At 48.8% G+C, this 16,687-nt stretch carries 16 protein-coding genes and 2 pseudogenes; 6 read left to right on the forward strand and 12 right to left on the reverse strand.

Translation table 11 applies throughout. The features are described from left to right. The 3 genes and pseudogenes from AEA42_RS05375 to AEA42_RS05385 form a co-directional block, all read right to left on the reverse strand. A pseudogene (locus AEA42_RS05375) lies at nucleotides 1–195 on the reverse strand (IS4 family transposase); the annotation flags it as partial. A gap of 102 nt (nucleotides 196–297) precedes the next feature. Continuing rightward, a complete protein-coding gene (locus AEA42_RS05380; protein ID WP_055647182.1) occupies nucleotides 298–696 on the reverse strand; it encodes a P-loop NTPase fold protein in 399 nt (132 codons plus the stop codon). A 309-nt stretch (nucleotides 697–1,005) separates the two neighbouring features. After that, on the reverse strand, nucleotides 1,006–2,538 hold the full coding sequence (locus tag AEA42_RS05385; RefSeq protein WP_055647183.1) for a DUF3612 domain-containing protein: 1,533 nt from the start codon (nucleotides 2,536–2,538) through the stop codon (nucleotides 1,006–1,008). A 183-nt stretch (nucleotides 2,539–2,721) separates the two neighbouring features. Here AEA42_RS05385 and AEA42_RS05390 point away from each other — a divergent pair, with 183 nt between their 5' ends. Together AEA42_RS05390 and AEA42_RS05395 are read left to right on the forward strand one after the other, a co-directional pair. Further along, nucleotides 2,722–3,285, forward strand: coding sequence for a malate synthase (locus AEA42_RS05390; protein WP_037423939.1), 564 nt, complete (start codon nucleotides 2,722–2,724; stop codon nucleotides 3,283–3,285). A 244-nt stretch (nucleotides 3,286–3,529) separates the two neighbouring features. Then, nucleotides 3,530–4,480, forward strand: a complete 951-nt coding sequence (locus AEA42_RS05395) for a putative sulfate exporter family transporter (RefSeq protein WP_055647184.1) — start codon at nucleotides 3,530–3,532, stop codon at nucleotides 4,478–4,480. 49 nt (nucleotides 4,481–4,529) lie between these two features. Here the strand turns inward: AEA42_RS05395 and AEA42_RS22140 are convergent, their stop codons facing one another. Together AEA42_RS22140 and AEA42_RS05400 are read right to left on the reverse strand one after the other, a co-directional pair. Then, nucleotides 4,530–4,685, reverse strand: coding sequence for a hypothetical protein (locus AEA42_RS22140; RefSeq protein WP_162531799.1), 156 nt, complete (start codon nucleotides 4,683–4,685; stop codon nucleotides 4,530–4,532). A gap of 103 nt (nucleotides 4,686–4,788) precedes the next feature. Beyond that, nucleotides 4,789–5,334 (reverse strand): LuxR C-terminal-related transcriptional regulator, encoded by a 546-nt coding sequence (locus AEA42_RS05400; RefSeq protein WP_037428372.1) that lies wholly within the window; start codon nucleotides 5,332–5,334, stop codon nucleotides 4,789–4,791. 144 nt (nucleotides 5,335–5,478) lie between these two features. On the opposite strand from AEA42_RS05400, the gene AEA42_RS05405 reads away from it, so the two are divergent. The 4 genes from AEA42_RS05405 to AEA42_RS05420 are packed head-to-tail and all read left to right on the forward strand — an operon-like array spanning nucleotide 5,479 to nucleotide 11,063. Continuing rightward, a complete protein-coding gene (locus AEA42_RS05405; RefSeq protein ID WP_055647185.1) occupies nucleotides 5,479–6,681 on the forward strand; it encodes a hypothetical protein in 1,203 nt (400 codons plus the stop codon). Beyond that, entirely contained in the window at nucleotides 6,678–7,706 is a 1,029-nt protein-coding gene (locus AEA42_RS05410; protein WP_055647186.1) for a membrane fusion-like protein, read from the forward strand. Before AEA42_RS05405 ends, AEA42_RS05410 begins: the two co-directional genes overlap by 4 nt. Before the next feature lies 1 nt (nucleotide 7,707). After that, entirely contained in the window at nucleotides 7,708–10,761 is a 3,054-nt protein-coding gene (locus AEA42_RS05415) for a CusA/CzcA family heavy metal efflux RND transporter (RefSeq protein WP_055647187.1), read from the forward strand. Then, nucleotides 10,758–11,063: a DUF3240 family protein gene (locus AEA42_RS05420; RefSeq protein ID WP_011627657.1), complete on the forward strand. Its 306-nt coding sequence runs from the start codon at nucleotides 10,758–10,760 to the stop codon at nucleotides 11,061–11,063. Before AEA42_RS05415 ends, AEA42_RS05420 begins: the two co-directional genes overlap by 4 nt. 300 nt (nucleotides 11,064–11,363) lie before the next feature. Here AEA42_RS05420 and AEA42_RS05425 read toward each other — a convergent pair whose 3' ends face one another. The 7 genes and pseudogenes from AEA42_RS05425 to AEA42_RS05455 form a co-directional block, all read right to left on the reverse strand. Further along, nucleotides 11,364–11,999 carry a paraquat-inducible protein A gene (locus AEA42_RS05425; RefSeq protein WP_037423959.1) on the reverse strand — a complete coding sequence of 212 codons (636 nt, stop codon included), beginning with the start codon at nucleotides 11,997–11,999 and terminating at the stop codon, nucleotides 11,364–11,366. A 104-nt stretch (nucleotides 12,000–12,103) separates the two neighbouring features. Then, nucleotides 12,104–13,294, reverse strand: coding sequence for an HD-GYP domain-containing protein (locus AEA42_RS05430; protein WP_037428357.1), 1,191 nt, complete (start codon nucleotides 13,292–13,294; stop codon nucleotides 12,104–12,106). A 217-nt stretch (nucleotides 13,295–13,511) separates the two neighbouring features. Beyond that, entirely contained in the window at nucleotides 13,512–13,754 is a 243-nt protein-coding gene (locus AEA42_RS05435) for a hypothetical protein (RefSeq protein ID WP_055647188.1), read from the reverse strand. Between the two features lie 7 nt (nucleotides 13,755–13,761). Beyond that, nucleotides 13,762–14,499 (reverse strand): DNA-binding protein, encoded by a 738-nt coding sequence (locus tag AEA42_RS05440; protein WP_037428353.1) that lies wholly within the window; start codon nucleotides 14,497–14,499, stop codon nucleotides 13,762–13,764. Between the two features lie 15 nt (nucleotides 14,500–14,514). Continuing rightward, nucleotides 14,515–15,057: a hypothetical protein gene (locus AEA42_RS05445; protein WP_037423966.1), complete on the reverse strand. Its 543-nt coding sequence runs from the start codon at nucleotides 15,055–15,057 to the stop codon at nucleotides 14,515–14,517. Further along, on the reverse strand, nucleotides 15,054–15,737 hold the full coding sequence (locus AEA42_RS05450; RefSeq protein ID WP_055647189.1) for an energy-coupling factor transporter transmembrane component T: 684 nt from the start codon (nucleotides 15,735–15,737) through the stop codon (nucleotides 15,054–15,056). The genes AEA42_RS05445 and AEA42_RS05450 overlap by 4 nt, the downstream gene beginning before the upstream one ends. Next, nucleotides 15,727–16,569 (reverse strand): annotated as a pseudogene (locus tag AEA42_RS05455) (ABC transporter ATP-binding protein); the annotation flags it as partial. The gene AEA42_RS05450 and the pseudogene AEA42_RS05455, both read right to left, overlap by 11 nt. Nucleotides 16,570–16,687 lie beyond the last annotated feature (118 nt).

The raw sequence follows: 16,687 nt of genomic DNA on the forward strand, positions 1-16,687 counted from the left end.
GAGCAAACGATCAATGCGCTTGATGTTGTGCTTGGTTCGGGCCGTGGTTGGTAAATTTCGACCTAACTCAGTCAAGGTCAGTGTCTTACATTCAATCAGTGCCTTAGAGGCCAGCATCAAGCTGTTTAATCGTTTTAGGTGAAGTTCTGGGCAGTATTGGTGTAAAGAATGTTGTAGGATATTGGCTTCGCGCATCTTGTTGTCCAAGTGTAGTTTTTAGCGAAACCATTTGATCATGCAACAAGATGCGCTTCCACCCTAATTTGATGATTTATTTGTAAATCATCAGGGGATTCTTCAGGGCGCAGCTGCTTTGATAAATCGGGCTGATTTTTCAGTAATATTTGACAGAATTTCATTTTCAGCAGGCAATTGCTCACTTAAAGCATTTATCAAAGATGAAATAACGGTAAGCATAGGATCGTCAGAGTAATCCTGCTTCCATGCATCAATGTAAACAACAGGGTGCGTATCTTTAATACTTTCCATCCAGCGATTAATAAAGTAGGTTTTACCAGACCCCCACTTTGCATTTAGGTTTAAAACATAGCCGCCATCGATGGCATTAACTGCCAAATAATTGTGTAAAAAAGAAGCGTATCTAGCGCGATCTAATGTATCCCTTGGAAATAGTTCCATTCCTTCTGCGCAAAACACAGGCTCTTTCCAGTTAAACTCTACAATATCATCAGACATAAAATCCCTTTTTATTAATTAGTTACTCATACCTCAGAATAAAGCCGTTATGTGTGCACTATCAACTCAATGAGCAATACAGACATCTGAGTTCGCTGAGTTAAACATTCTCGCGACAGTGACCATTGGCGACATAGCCGCTCATTCACATCCATGTGATCGCGGCATTCGCACATCCATATGCTGCAGACGCCGCCGTCGAGCCCTCAGGGACGACTTCTTATAAAATAAAAGGGCGACGTGTCACTGAAGTGAGAGTACTTAATAGCAGCCATTTACTAAACCCTATGCAAAACTTCGCGGCATAGTTTACTCCACCCCATCACACTGCGATTTACCCGCTTGATAACAGCTGGGTTGCCGTGGGCAGACGGCACCGCGGGAGCAGATAAGCCGGGCATCATTTTTAATACCGCGTTCAATCCAGTTGATATTCAATATTTTAGCCACGCTGACGAGATCGCTTTTAATATGCTTGGGAATCGCGACTGATCCGCCGCCAGAGACACAGGCGGCTTTTAAATCATGGGCGATAGAGAGTGCATCCTTACCTTGAGCCTCAATGGCCGGATTTAAATCGATACCGGCACAGAGCACATGGGGGTTGCCCGCCGAGTCTTCGACCTTAATCGACTCGCAGCAGTAAATCCGTGGTTCATTACCCACATTTAAAATCGAAATTTGCGCCGATGTCCCAACTGAAGGTTCACTGATCATTCTAAACACCGCCCAATGCTGGCAAGGGTCTTCCACCAGCCGCATATTGCCCCAAGGCAGGGGAATGCCATTACCACGGTAAACGGCCTTGAGTTTGCCCGGCGCATAGGCATCAAAATAATGCCAATGGGGATAAGGCGATACCACAGTCATCCGTCGCATGGCGACCGAGGCCGACACTTGCAGCTGTTTATGCACCTCAATTTCGTAACCGTGACGGTCGAGTAATTGTCGATACGGCACCTTAGGGCATAACAGGGCTCCGGCAAAAAAGCTGGATTCGAAGTCGCGCCACGCATGCAAAATATCCTGCGCGTTCAGGGTATTAGATTGCATCGTGACTTCTTCATCCATCTCCAGTTTTCGGCCGGAGATCATCACATTCTTAAGCCCATCTTTGTTGTGCAATACGCAATGACCGATATGGGCGGCGAGATCGTACTTCAGCCGACTGGGGCGATTTTTAAGGACTTTATTGATGTAAATCGTGCTGGGCGGCTCGAAGAAAGAGGTCACTAACTGATGGGAGCTTACGCCACGCTCGTCGATCACCTCCTGGGGCGTACTATCTATCCATTTGATTTTTAAGCCTACGCCCTTGGCAATATCCAGCATCTCCTCGAGGGATAAGGGCATACGTTTTAACCCAACCTCTTCGGCGGCACGTTCAAGATCGGGGAAATGGTTTTGATGGTGCTCCTGATGGGCGCGGATTAATAAGTGGGCGAATTGTCGACCCGAAATCCCCGTCTGGGATAGCATTTCAGGGATAGCTATTTGCAAAATATCATTTGAAAACAAAAAGCTGGGTTCGAGCGCCATGCCGCTGATCCCACCACGGCGGCCCTTGTCCGGCGTGATGGCACTCTCCTCGGGCACGTCGTCTAAAAACCAGTCAACGTCCTTTTGAAATACAGTGGCAATCACGGCCAACATTTCGGCACTGGGTACGCGTTTGCCGCGTTCGATCATCGACAAATATGACACAGAGGGCGCACTGCCCGCATCGACGCGGATGCAACGCGCGGATAAATCTTCCATGGTTAAATTGTTACGTTTCCGTAGGTTACGTATTTTTGTTCCAAGGAAGTGTGATTTTCTCATCAAGCTCTGGTCATTGCGCATTTTGTAAAATTCACATTGTAAAATTTTTATTGTGAAATTGTAGTCAAAAAAAGACTAGACTACAAATTAAGCAATCGAGGAAGGGTTATCCACCTAGCACTGCTTAACGATTAACGCTGTTGGACAAGCTAAAGTGAAATCAAGGCCCTAATTTTTAAATTGGAAAGTGTAGAGGAACTAGCGATGAATATGTCAATTATCAAGAGCAACCAGATCCAATCGAATCTTAACAGCTTCATCGCAGAAGAAGTGCTTGCCGTCGCCCAAGTGAACGTGGCCGAGCATGAAAAACTTGCCCAAGCGAAGCAATTCCTCGACCGTCATTTCCCGCTGGATGCGGGTTCGCACCAGGATGTGATCAGCTATGTGGTTTACTACCAACACCTGCTGGCATTTTTTGCCGACGGCAGCCACAGCGGATTACGCCAAACCAAGCAGTTTGTTGCCTTCAACGGCACTAAAGATGCACCAAGCGCCATAGTGTTACAGGACCAAGGCTGCCATGTAGAGTTATGTTTCGACCGCACTGGCATGATAGGCGCGCGGGATTTAGCGAATTTGGAAGATGTACAAATCGAAACCCCAATGGCACAAGCGACTGAGCCAAAGGACACTCGCAACGCCACATCTCGCCACTGGTTAAGCCTGTTACATGCGGGAATGCCAAGCGCCAACGATATTCAAGACAAGTTGTTTACCGCTAAAGACGGTGGTGATTACAGCCTGCAAAGCATTGTTAATCTTTAATTTAATCCTACAGTTGGAGGAGATGAAACCATAGGTGAATCTCCTCAGCTTTCCTTGATGTTCATTCCATCGGCCCAATAGTCAGTAAAACTGACTCTCAAAATAAATTAAATTGATTTTATTGAAGATTAATTCCATCGCTATAATACCCGCTTTTATCAGCGTCTCAGTTCTAACCTCGTTGCCATATAAAACCGCGCTCCAGTAGTTAGAACCAAACACTCAGTCGCAAACCTAAGGCGTTATGAATTTTTCATCGATAGTCTCGCAACTTAAGCAACCCCATCGCCTTATGTTTATCTGCGCTGCGCTACTGTGTCTCGCGCCTGTTATCTCATCCCCTATGGCACTTGTGCTCGGTTTTACCTTAGCCAGCCTAGGTTGGGTACCAAACGACTGGAATATCGCCGCCCTCACCAAAAAATTACTGTCCTATTCGATTATCGGCTTAGGCTTTGGCATTAACTTCAATGCCGCGATTGAGGCCAGTAGCCACAATCTCGGGCTGATTGTCGGCTCGATTATTTTTACGCTGTTCTTGGGCTTTATGGTGACTCGCGCTTTAAAGTTTGACCCGATCACAGGGCACTTAATCGCCTCTGGCCCCGCTATTTGTGGCGGTAGCGCGATTGCTGCCGTATCGCCCGCCATTAATGCCAAACCAGACCAAACCGCTACCGCATTAGCCTGTGTATTTGTACTCAACTCGGTGGCTTTGTTTTTATTCCCCGCCCTCGGGCATTTACTCAATATGAGCCAATACGATTTTGGCGTGTGGAGTGCCATCGCGATTCACGACACTTCCTCAGTTGTCGGCGCGGCCTCTGCCTATGGTGATGAAGCACTTAAAACCGCCACAACCATTAAACTGGCGCGCGCACTGTGGATTATCCCTATCGCCCTTGTCAGTGCGCTGATCTTTGGCGGCGATAAACGTAAGCTTAACCTACCGTATTTTATCGGATTTTACTGTTTAGCCATTGCAATCGCCCATTGGTTGCCGCAGTTTCAGCCGCTCTACGACACGCTGTTTATGGTGTCGAAACGTACCTTGGTTCTGTGTCTATTTTTGATTGGCGCGGGGATTACGGTGCAAAAAATGCGGGCAAGCGGTCCTAAGCCTTTGCTGCTGGGCGTGATCCTGTGGGCAGCGATAGGAATAACGTCTTTAGGTTATATTCTGTATTTTCAATAGATTGGATTTGAGTCTAACGACTCTGATTGACGCGCTAACGCGGGAAGCTTTATTCGGCGTTGGGTTTAATCCGCCAAGCCAACCCCAGTACGCCTAAAAAGGCGGAAAACTCAATCAGCGAGCGGAGTAATCCTGTGGTTTGCGTGGATGCAACGAGGGCAATAAAGCAAAACACAATCAGTAGCGAGTTTTTCAATTGCATCATCCGACAAACTTAGGGGATGATCATTATTGTTTAGAACTAAAAAGCCAGCCAATATCGATTTTCAATAACAAATAGCTATAAAAACTAAGCCTGAGCGTTTAGCTTAAGCGGCTTTATGGGCGCTATCGGACTCGTTTGCCGCCAGTTCTTGGTTATGTTCTTGAATAAAATCCTCCATAAACCAAGCACAAAAGGTGTGGCGGCCATCCACATCGGCCTTGCCATAAATGGTCGACGCCTGTTGGCGCACGGTTTTCTCTTTTGTCTGCCTAACTTCGGCAATTTCTTTAAAACTCAGCCCCTTAAGCAATAAAAATGCGACTTGCTGCTCGCTCTTGGTAAAACCCCAAGTATCAAACTGGTTCGATACGGCTTGGCTGTATTCCTGTCTGGCGGAGCGCATTTGGGTCGACATATTGTCGATTTTCTTATCGGCGTACTCGAGGCGTTTTGCTAAGGCTTTAACCTCGCGCGAGCGGCGCATTAAATCGTAACTGAGGTAGATGGCACCGACAGCGGTGAGCACTAAGAGTATGGCTTCCTGCACTAAGTGCCATTGCGGAATGCCTAATTGAATGTCGGAACTAATGTCAAAAAGCTTAAAGCACATGATGAGTGCCAGCAGACCAATAATGACAATATCCTTCATCTAAAACTCCTAAATAAAAGCAAAATCAATCAATTACTTTATGGGACATATGTACCATAGGCGGATTTATGATACAGGTCCCCGATGACTTTCACCCGTCAATCCCTACACTGACAGCATTGTTTAATACCACAGAATCATCTCATGTCTGTCAGTTCGTCTTGTATCAAGTTATGTCTGTTGACCAGCTTAGTCGGCAGTAGTTTCCTGTGTCTTGCGGCGGAAGCCGAACTTTCCCAAGCGCTGTCAAGCAGCCAAGCGAGGTTGACTCATCTCACTTCGTCGAATACCCAATCGGCAAATTTATCCAGCTCGACCTGGCTCACTGGCCTGCCGAGCATTAGCTTAAGTCACCTCGGGAGTTTGGATAATAGTAACAGCTACGAGCAGGAACTCTCAGTCAATTTGCCATTTAAATCGCCCGCGCTACACAGCAGCGATAAGCAAATAAAACAACTCGCCGAGCAAATTCATCAACAACAAACAGCGCTGCAAGGCTTGTATCTCTCGGGATTATTAAGGCAGAGCTTGTGGGAATACCGCCAGAGCGAAGTCAAACTGTCGCAGCTTGAGCGCAAACAGCAGTTGCTCGATAAACTCCATCGCCAGCAAAAACAACTGACCGATGCGGGGGAACTGCCACTGGCCAACACTCTGCTACTGGAGCGGGAAAGTGTCGATATCGCCTTAAGCCGCGCCGACATTCTGCAGCAACAAGCCCAATCTTTAGCCCTGTATCAACAGCTGACGGGTCAAGACCGAATGCCGAGCGCGATAGAAGAAACTGACCGCCCGCTTGGCAAGGGCGCCGAGACCTTAGCCCAACATCCCCTATGGCAATTGCTAAAGCTGCAACAACAGCAACACCTGCTGCTGATCCAAACTCAGCAAGCGGGTGAGCGTGATCCTTGGACCGTCTCACTCACAGCAAAAAATACCGCGGATACGGGCGTGGATGATCAGCAGTTAGGCATCGCCGTGTCAGTGCCCTTAACCTTGGGCTCGGCGCTGTCCCAGAGCGATTTGTCCCAATGGCAACAAGCGAATACCGAGCAAAGTCTCAATCTTGACCGCAGCGCCCTCGAGCTTAAAAACCAATGGGATCAATTAGTCCGCCAGCAAACTAACCTCGTCGAGCAACAGCGCCTACTCACCCAAGCGCTCGCCCTCAGTCGCACCATTACCGAGGAACTCGCCAAGGTAAAAGATCAAGATCAGGTGAGTTATGAAGTCTGGCTACGCCGCTATATGGAGGCGCTCGACACCGAATCCCGCTTGGCGCTCAACCGCGTCAGTTTACAACAACTGCATTCCCAACAACTCCAAGCCTTAGGAATTTCATTATGATGGCCAAGTACGGCGCATGCCTTCTCTGTTTATCCACGAGTGTTGTAGGTTTGGCACAGGCCGAAAGCTTAGCCATTAGCGCCTTAGGTAATCTCGACCTCAGTTACACCCAACCCCAAAGAGTCGCCAGTTATGAGGGCAGCCCACTGCCGGCGCAGGTTGAAATTCTCCCCGGCAATGATTACTGGATCAGCACGCCCGAGAATATCCAGCAGGTGCACTTTCTCGTCGGCCAAGGTCAGCGCGTCAGTAAAGGCCAAGCGATAGTCAAACTCACAGGGCCAGAAGTATTCCACTACCTCGCCCAAGTCGAGGCCGCGGCGAGCCTGTATCAACTCGCTAAGAGTCGCTATGAGCGTAACAAACCTTTGCTCGCCAATGGCAGTATAAGCGCCGAAAAATGGCGTGAGATCAGTCAGGACTATTTCACGACCCACCTCGAATACGAGCATATGCAGCACTTTATGGAACGCGTCCACAGCACGGATGCGGCTACCGACTCCTTAGTTGTCGCCGCGCCCGTTGACGGTATCGTTAAACTCAATGCCATCAGCGGCCCTTATATGGCCGGGGATCAGCTGTTTTCTCTGGTGCCCAATAACAGCATCCGCGTCAAAGTGAATGTGCCGACGGGCCAGTCACACTCCCTGTCGGCCATCAACATTAATCAATGCCATATCGCGATTGAGTCATTGTCGGCGATTGCCGAAGGCGCCTTTGTTACGGCTTGGTCATCGGCGGTACCGCAGGAGTGTAACCTATTGTTAGGCCAGCAAATGACAGTGGTTCCCGAGTATCAAAAAGCCGTGTATCTACTCCCCAAAAACAGTGTGTTTAGTTGGGAGCAGGACAGCCAAGTGTTCACTCTGTCCGATAATCAGCTCAATGCGTTGACGGTCGATATTTTAGGCTCGACGCCAGAGCAATATATTGTCGCCAGCGATCAAGACTTGAGTCAGCTGCAAGTCCTATCCCAGTCGGTTGCCGCGGTGAAAGGCATCATGCTCGGTTTAGGAGGCGAATAAGATGCTCACCTCTGTGATCCGTTTTTCGCTCACTCAGCGACTCTTTGTGCTGATAGTGGCGCTGATCCTCATGTTGGCTGGCGCACGCGCTTGGTTTGCCATTCCCTTGGATGCCTTTCCGGATATTTCCCCAACCCAAGTGAAGATAATCCTCAAGGCTCCGGGCATGACGCCGGAGGAAATCGAGGCCCAGATTACGGTTCCGATTGAAACCGAACTGCTCGGCATTCCGCGGCAATCGATTCTGCGCTCGACCACTAAGTACGCCATTAGCGATATCACCCTCGATTTTGAAGAAGGCACGGATATCTATTGGGCGCGCCAACAGGTGAGCGAGCGACTCACTGCGGTCTGGGATAGTTTTCCCGAAGGCGTGAGTGGCGGCGTGGCGCCCATGAGCACACCGCTCAGTGAAATCTTTATGTTTTCACTCGAAAACCCCAATCTTTCCCTGCTGGAGCGACGTCAATTACTCGAGTGGGAAATTCGGCCGCTGCTGCGCACAGTGCCCGGTGTTGCCGATGTGAATATCCTCGGCGGTTATGCCAAGAGTTTTAGCATCAGCCCCAATCCTGCGGCGATGGCGGCTGCGGGTGTGAGCTTTGCCGCGCTGCAACAGGCGATTGTGGAGAATAATCACAACGAAGGTGCAGGTAAGCTCACCATAGGTACAGACACCATCATAGTGCGCTCCGAGGGACGTATCGATGATATCGACGAGCTTAAACAGCTAGTGATCAAAGCCGATAATGCTAAGGTCTATCGCTTGCAGGATCTCGCCGATATCCAGATAGGTCACCTTGCGCGATACGGCGCCGTCACTAAGGATGGTAACGAAACCGCCGAAGCCTTAATCATTGCCCTCAAGGACGCCAATACGGCACAAGTGGTTAACAACATTAAGGAAAAGCTAGCGCAAATCAGCCTGACTCTCCCCGAAGGCAGCCAGATAAACACCTTTTACGACCGCGCTAACCTGATCAATACCGCTATCGAGACTATTTCCAATGCGCTATTCGAGGCCGTTGTGCTGGTCATAGTATTGCTGGCGCTGTTTTTAGGTAATGTGCGCGCCGCGTTAGTGGTCTCCCTATCGCTACCGCTGGCCGCACTGTTCACCTTTTTGATGATGGATCACTTCAATCTCTCCGCTAACTTGATGAGTCTTGGAGGCCTCGTTATCGCTATCGGCATGTTGGTGGACTCCTCCGTGGTCGTGGTTGAAAACATGGTGAATTTAATCGCCACTAAACAGCGTTTGCCGCGTTTACACTTGATCTTTCGCGCCACCAAAGACGTCGCCATTCCCGTAGTCTCGGGCACGGTTATCGTCATCATAGTGTTCTCGCCACTGCTCACCCTCAGTGGTTTAGAAGGCAAACTCTTTACCCCAGTCGCCATCACCATAGTGTTTGCCATGCTGTCGGCGCTGGTGTTATCGCTGACCGTGATCCCCGTGATTGCCTCATACCTCGTTAACGAAAAGGCCGCGAAAGAACCTAAGGCCATCGAAAAGCTCAAGCATCTTTACCTTGGAAGCCTAAAAGCCTGCTTTGGTTGGCAAAAACCTTTTATGCTCACCGCCTTTAGCTTGCTGATCGTCAGTCTGGGCCTATTTAGTCTGGTGGGGAAAACCTTTATGCCGACCTTAGATGAGGGCGACATCATTCTCCAGTTAGAGAAATCCCCTTCGATTTCCCTCGACGCCTCCATCGCTATCGATAAACAGATCCAGCAAACACTGCTAAGCCAAATCCCCGAAATCAAACAGATGGTGGCACGCACTGGTGCCGATGAGATTGGTTTAGATCCCATGGGATTGAACGAAACCGATGTGTTTTTAGAGCTGGCGCCCCGCAGCGAATGGCGTTTTGCCACTAAAGAGCAGCTTATCGATGCCATCCGCACTGTGCTGCTTAAATATCCCGGCGTGAACTTTAACTTTACGCAACCGATACAGATGCGTGTCTCCGAAATGCTCACAGGCAGTATTGGGGATGTCGCGATTAAAGTATTCGGGAATGATATCGAGACCTTAGGAAAACTCACCGGCGAAATAGAACAACTGGTCACTGCAACTCAGGGCAGTGTCGACGTTAAGATGGCGATGATTGAAGGCAGCCCCTTTATTAATCTCACCTTAGATAACGAGCTCGCCCGTGGGTTTGGGATGAGCACTATGGAATTTGCCCGTTACCTCAAGAGCCAACTCGAAGGTGTGGTCGTCACCGAGGTGCTGCAAGGGAAGAAGCGCACGCCTGTGCTTATCGCCAATAATCAGGCGCAGATCAGCAATATCAACGAACTGCAAAATCAGCTATTGGTAATGCCAGATCATTCCCTGAAACGCCTAAGTGACGTGGCAGTATTGAGTTATAAACAGGGCCCTATCCTGATCGAGCGGGAACAGGGAAATCGCTTTTCGGTAATCACCACCAACGTTCAAGGGCGGGATATTGTGGGCTTTGTGGAAGAGCTTAACAGCAAAATCGCCAAGGAAATCAAACTACCAAGCGGCTATAGCGTCAGCTTCGGTGGCGAGTTTGAAAACCAGCAGCGCGCCACCAGCAATTTGTTGCTGGTGATCCCAATAGCTATCGCACTGATCACTTTGATTTTATTCACCACCTTTGGCTCGCTAGCAAAATCGGGATTAATCCTCGCTAACGTCCCGTTCGCTATGATGGGCGGTATCGTCAGCTTGTATCTCTCGGGGGAGTACCTCTCGGTGCCCGCTTCAGTAGGTTTTATCGCCCTGCTAGGTGTCGCCGTGCTTAACGGCGTAGTGATGGTCAGTTATTACGAACAAACCAAATACTTATTTGGCAGCCTCAGGGAGAGAGTCGAACAGGGTGCCGCGCGGCGACTCAGACCCATTCTGATGACGGCCACCACCGCCATGTTTGGTTTGATCCCCTTAGTGTTCGCCTCGGGCCCTGGTGCTGAAATCCAAAAACCTTTGGCCATTGTGGTGATCGGTGGATTGCTCACATCGACCATTACGACCCTGTATTTACTGCCCATGTTGTATTTTTGGCTGGAGAAACGCCGATGAGCACGGAACAACTGCTAGTCCTGATCGCCCAAAACGATATTAAGGACGATATAGTCGACACTCTGATTGAGTTGGAGTTTTTATCCGGCTTTAGCTTGGGCAATATTTGCGGATTTAGCCGAGAGCACAGCCATTTCAATATCAAGGAACAGGTGGAAGGTTATCGGGAGTTTTGTAAGTTTGAGATTATGCACCCTGCAAGCCAGCAAAGCGCCCTGCTTGAAGCACTAGCAAAGGTCTGTAAACACAACCCATGCCGTTATTGGATTATGCCCATCTATCAAAACGGCACGCTTTCCTAACGATAAAGGGCATACGGAACCTGCTGTATGCTAATACCAATCACATTAAATATCTAATCAGTTCAGAGCCTCACAGGCATCTCAATCCAAGGCACATTGACGAAGAAATGGTTATTCCCTTTTAAGTCAATGTAACACGGGAGTGAGATGCCTGTGAGGCTCCCGAAGGGCGGGGTTGAACGGGCTTTATACTGCGTTTAAGGCTTTCGACAGAGCGCCACTATGCCTTCAAGCCTTCGCCTTGTCTAAAGCCCGTTTAACTCCCGCTGAATGAACAGATATTTAATACGATTGGTATAACTACAGAATCGGGGTTGGACGACGCACTAAGTAACCACTGGCGATGGAGAGGATGCAGTAGGCGGTAAAGAAGTAAAATCCGCTCTCAAACTGCGCCTTGGTCTTTAGCATTTCACCCATACCGCCCGAGGCATTGCCCGCCAAAAAGGTAATAATCAGGGCCACCACAAACACATCGGCCATCGACCATTTCGCCAGCGCAGACACTAGATGATGAATACGCCACTGCAGCGCAATCGAACTCACGCTTTGTTGTACCAACATTAAGCTGAGTTTTACCGCAGGGATAATGATACTAAACAGCATCACCAGTCCTGCAACTAAGCCATTGCCAGTATTATATAATTCGGTGACTGTGCTCCAAATACTGCGGGTTTGCTGCAATACTTGGACCTCACCTTTAAGGTTATTTAGCCCCAGCAGACCACTAACCATATTCAACATGCCGCGGGCACTGTCGCGCCCCGAGTCTTCATCGAAACTTTGGGCAACCTGCTCAATCCCCTGTTCGGCTAATTTGGCTTTATTTATGCTGCCGTTAAGGCTCAAAATGGGCTGAGTTACGCCGGGAATTAACAACGCCAAAGACAGCAGAATAACGAGAATGGGAAGGAGAGATTGACGAACACTGTTCATAACTGAGCCCAAAGCAAACTTTCACCCAGTGTAAGGCTTTTGGCGCAGCGGGGGCAATGAATGGCACTTAAGATCTTGGTAGATATCAAGTGCAACTTGGGCAATCAATAAAAGGGTGATGGATCTATATCTAAGGAGCTTGGCGATACGCCTCGCTCAATGTGAAGGTCTGATTTAAGAAGGTCTACCATGGCGACTTCAGTGTAACGCTTTGCTTTTAGAGAATAAAAACACTTCACAATTGGATGTAATGCATCTCTATCCTTGGAGGTCCAAACAATACCAACTCGACCATCGGACAATTCGACTAAAGAGCCTACAGGATATACACCGATACAACGAATAAACTCATAAACCAGCTCTTGATCTAAGTGAAATGGCGTCAAGCTCAGTAAGATCTTAAAGGCGGCCGCAGGACTCATGGCCTCTTTGTAGCAACGCGTCGCGGTTAAGGCATCAAATATATCGACAATACAACTCATCCGACCGTGGCGAGGTATCTCATCTCCCTTTAATCCCCTTGGATAGCCCCGCCCATCTAATTTTTCATGGTGCATTAGGCAGATATCTTTACTTATTTGAGACAACCCTTTGGTTTCGTTCATTATTTCAAGTGCATATACTTGATGCAACTTCATATGCTCGAATTCTTCAGGCGTGAGCTTGCCCGGTTTATGCAGGACTTTATTGTCGACCTTAATCTTGCCGATATCATGCAAAATGCCGCCCACCGCCATTTCTCTTAACATAGCGCGGTCGAGTTTAAGGTATTTACCGAAAGTAACGAGCAGGAAGGCGACATTCACTGAGTGCTCTAACAGATAAGCATCTTTAGTGCGCAGTGCTGACATACACTTTAGGGCGTCTTCATCCAACAACACTGACTCGATCATGCTGTCAGCAAGTGCTTCAAAAGGAGCGACTTCAATCGCTTTACCCTCGAATGTTTCTGAGAGTACTTTGCGAATGAGATCCTTCGCTTCGGTCAAAATGACCTTCGCCTGCGCTTGTTGCTTCTCACGGGTCAGTAGGGATTTTTTAACTTCTGATAGGCTATCGTTGCTGGCTTTACGTTTAAAACCACAATGTTCAGCCGAACGCTCCGTATCGACCCAAACATATTTGATGCCACTCTTTGATAATTTTAGAATCGAGTCCTTGTGCTTGATTTGTCCAGCATTTGCAATTGCCAACCGGCCCTGATCATTTCTGTCAATTGCTGTGACAAACATTCCCAACGTCAATTTCGACACTGGCAATTTGATTAGGTCAACCGATTCTGCCGACTCACTCATACTAGCAACCCCAAGGCATAGAGAATATTACTGCTATCGACTACGTAACATGCCGCACGATTGGGCGCACGATGCCGTTGTTTACTTCCTGGAAGTATAGGACAGTATAACGCGCATTCTATGCTGAGGAAGATAAAAGCACCATATGCTTTGATGATTAGCATCAAAGAACAAGACAAAAACCTAGTAGAATCCTATGCCATTACTCAAGAGCGAGCTAATCGTCTAATAATATAGCATTTTTTAATATTACACATTCGAAGCTTGCCACCATCCAACGGCGATATTGGCAGTTATAGCAGGAATGAAGATCATCATCTATCTGCTCATCTTCATCATCTGGAGCAAAATGAGTGCACAACCGCGCCGCCCGCCTTGCTTCTGAATATTGCTGTAAACCCGCCCGAAAAATCCAACGTTCAGTCTCATATTCAAACAGCTTGAGTAACTTTTGATCCATTCCCACCTCAATAGTCCTGCAAGGCTTGCTTGCCAGCATTACGCCACAGCTCACCGTCCTTCGCGACTAATAAAACAAATTGATGTTCAAGATAGACAGCTTTTACTTTGCCTTTGAGTTGGACTTTTTCGTCTGCGGCCAAGCGGTATTTATCGGTACTCATCACCGCATCCAAGCCGGTTTGTTCAAGGATATCCGCCACAGGTAGCTCAAGGGAAACCTCTTCAAGTTGACCGAGTTTGATTTGGCCCTTCACTCGCCCATCATTGCCCATTAACCGCAATCCAAGCCCAGCCAAAGCACCAATCACACCTTGACCAGTACCACCGTGTTCAGTCAGATGAATCTGTAACTGCTCAGCAAGCTGATAGGCGGCCGCTTTGGTAATGACTTCACACTTGGCTCTGAGCCCAAAGTCTATCAGCGCGTTCACATCATAGTCGGAATCGACATCCAAAATTGCAATCCCAGGATCTGCCTTAGGTGCAGATTCAGCCACCAGATGCGCGACCGCCAGACGATAGATCTCGGCCTGTGATAACGGCGACTGCAACGCAAAACACATGGCGCTATTGTGGGAGGTGTAAGGAATATCAGGATGCACAAATAATTGGTGCCGCGTCACAAAGGAAGCCTTGCCACCCGAGTTTTGCGCGAGCAAATGTGCAATTTCCTCAGCTATCTCGCCGGTGCCTTTAGTGCCAATGTCGTCGGTATCATCGATACAAATAAGCCAATTTTTCATCGGTATTCCTAGCAGTTAAAACTTGTCACGGTGGAGGAGGTCATGGGCCTTAAGCCTATGCAGCACTGGAGGCACCAGCAGGGCACCTAAGGTGGCAAAAAATCCACCCTTAAGCACGCTCGCACCCCATTGGATCAGCACAACATCGAGCGCCATGCCCGCCAGCGCATTGGTCAGAGCCACTTTGACCGCCCAGGCCATACAGCCAATAATGCCTAAAATCACGCAGCGCCAGTGCAGGCTTAAGGTGAGAGGTAGCAACAAGGCCACCAGATCCATCGCGATAGCAGGTAAGATAAACTTCAATAAAATCATTGGGCCGCCCTTACCAACACCGAGCGCCATCGCGACTAGCCCTGCAACACCACCACAGGCAATCATGCTACCAAAACGCCCAAGTACGCCGTAGCAAATCAAATAGAAGAAACTCATCAAAAACATGCTATGGCCAGAAATCCCGAGCTTAAGCCTTAACATACTCGTCAATGCCACCAGCAAAGTGGCGCAAAAACCAATAAACAGCGAGTCCTGCAAACTCAGAGGAAGTTTTTTCTTCATTTTTTGTCTCTCGGTGAGTGCCAATGGGTGACACGCGTACTCTTGCCAAAGTGACGGCTCTGGGCCGCAACCGCCATCTGGCGAGATAATTTAAGTAATTGGATTAATACAGGAAACAGCACGCAATACACTAACTCAGGCCAATTTTTAGGATTTCGCAGCGCCTTAGGGGTAATACGCGCGCCTCGCAAACATTGGATCTGGTAAATCTCGCGCACTTCATCCGCCATATAGGGCAGTAAACTCAAAGATGCGGCCACCACAAAGGCCCATTTGCTCGGCAAAAATGCACTTAATACTTCGCCAATGCGCTCGGGCGCCGCTGTGATACACAACCACCAGCCGGGGATAGTCGCTAAAATAATGCGTCCCACCACCACGGCGCCTTGGGCGAGGTGATCAACGCCATAGAGCAATAAATAAAGACTTAAAGTAATCGTCAGTTGAATCACTCCGAGTTTAACCACGCCTATAATACTGCCCCGGCGCGCTAAGCCATGGAGCACAAGCAAGCCATTCACGGCCGCCAGCGGCAGCAATAAATCGGCGGGCAATACAAAAGCGCAGGCGGAAAGTACGCAGACGAAAAACAGCGACAGCGCGCATAGCGTGGTTTCTAGCTTCTCGCGACTCCAACGCCGGCGGGCACGTAGTCGCCATCGACGACAACTAACCCACATAGCGCTCCTCCATCAGAGTGTCTTCCGTCAACAACCCATTGTGTAAACTGAGTTGCCGAGACACGGCACTATGCACGACTACTCTGTGACTACTCATTAAAATGGCGCAACCTTGCGCACTGAGGCGCCTGAGCAGATACCATACTTTGCGATAGTACTCTTTATCCATGCCCGCGAGTGGATCATCAAGTAGCAACACCTTAGGCTGCAAGCAGGCTAATGATGCCAAGGCAATAAGATGCTGTTGACCGTAGGACAACTTATGAGGCGACTGTTCGGCCAGCGCACTCAATTCGAGATCGAGCAGCATTTGCTCGGCACGCTCTTTAGGCAGTTCGAAACGATTCAAACTAAACTGCATCTCGGCCAGCACGCTGGTTTCAAACAGTTGTCGACTCGGCCTTTGCAGCAATAACCCTAACTCGGCGCCATATACACCGAGTTTAGGCTTACGGCCTAACACTTTGAGCGGCAAGCGCAGCTTTAGGTGCAGCATGCCCGCGATGGATTTTAATAGGCTAGTTTTACCCACACCATTATCCCCGACTAAGGTCACTATCTCGCCTGCATGCAACTCAAACCCTTGTGGACAGCTAAACAAGGGCTGACAACCATCGAAGCAGAAATCAAACGCCTCGGCGCTCACCTGTACTTTACCTAAGTGATGTGTACTTCCCCAAGCTCTCACTGGTGCTTCCTGCACGGTGGCATCGCTAACGGTATATATCCCCTCGGATAAACGGCCTGCCTCTAATTGCCAATAATGCTGGATAATCTCGGCAAAGGCCGCCGCATTATGTTCCACCAACACCAATGCCATGCCCTGAAGGATCCCCTCATAAATCAGCCATAGCATAGCCATATTTGAGCAACTGATTGGCGAATAATACCCAGGCCGCCAGCAATTCTTTCTCCGTGATTTGATAATCAGGCCGCCTGAGTACCTCCAA

This window comes from Shewanella sp. Sh95, from assembly GCF_001308045.1.
GTDB lineage: Bacteria > Pseudomonadota > Gammaproteobacteria > Enterobacterales > Shewanellaceae > Shewanella > Shewanella xiamenensis.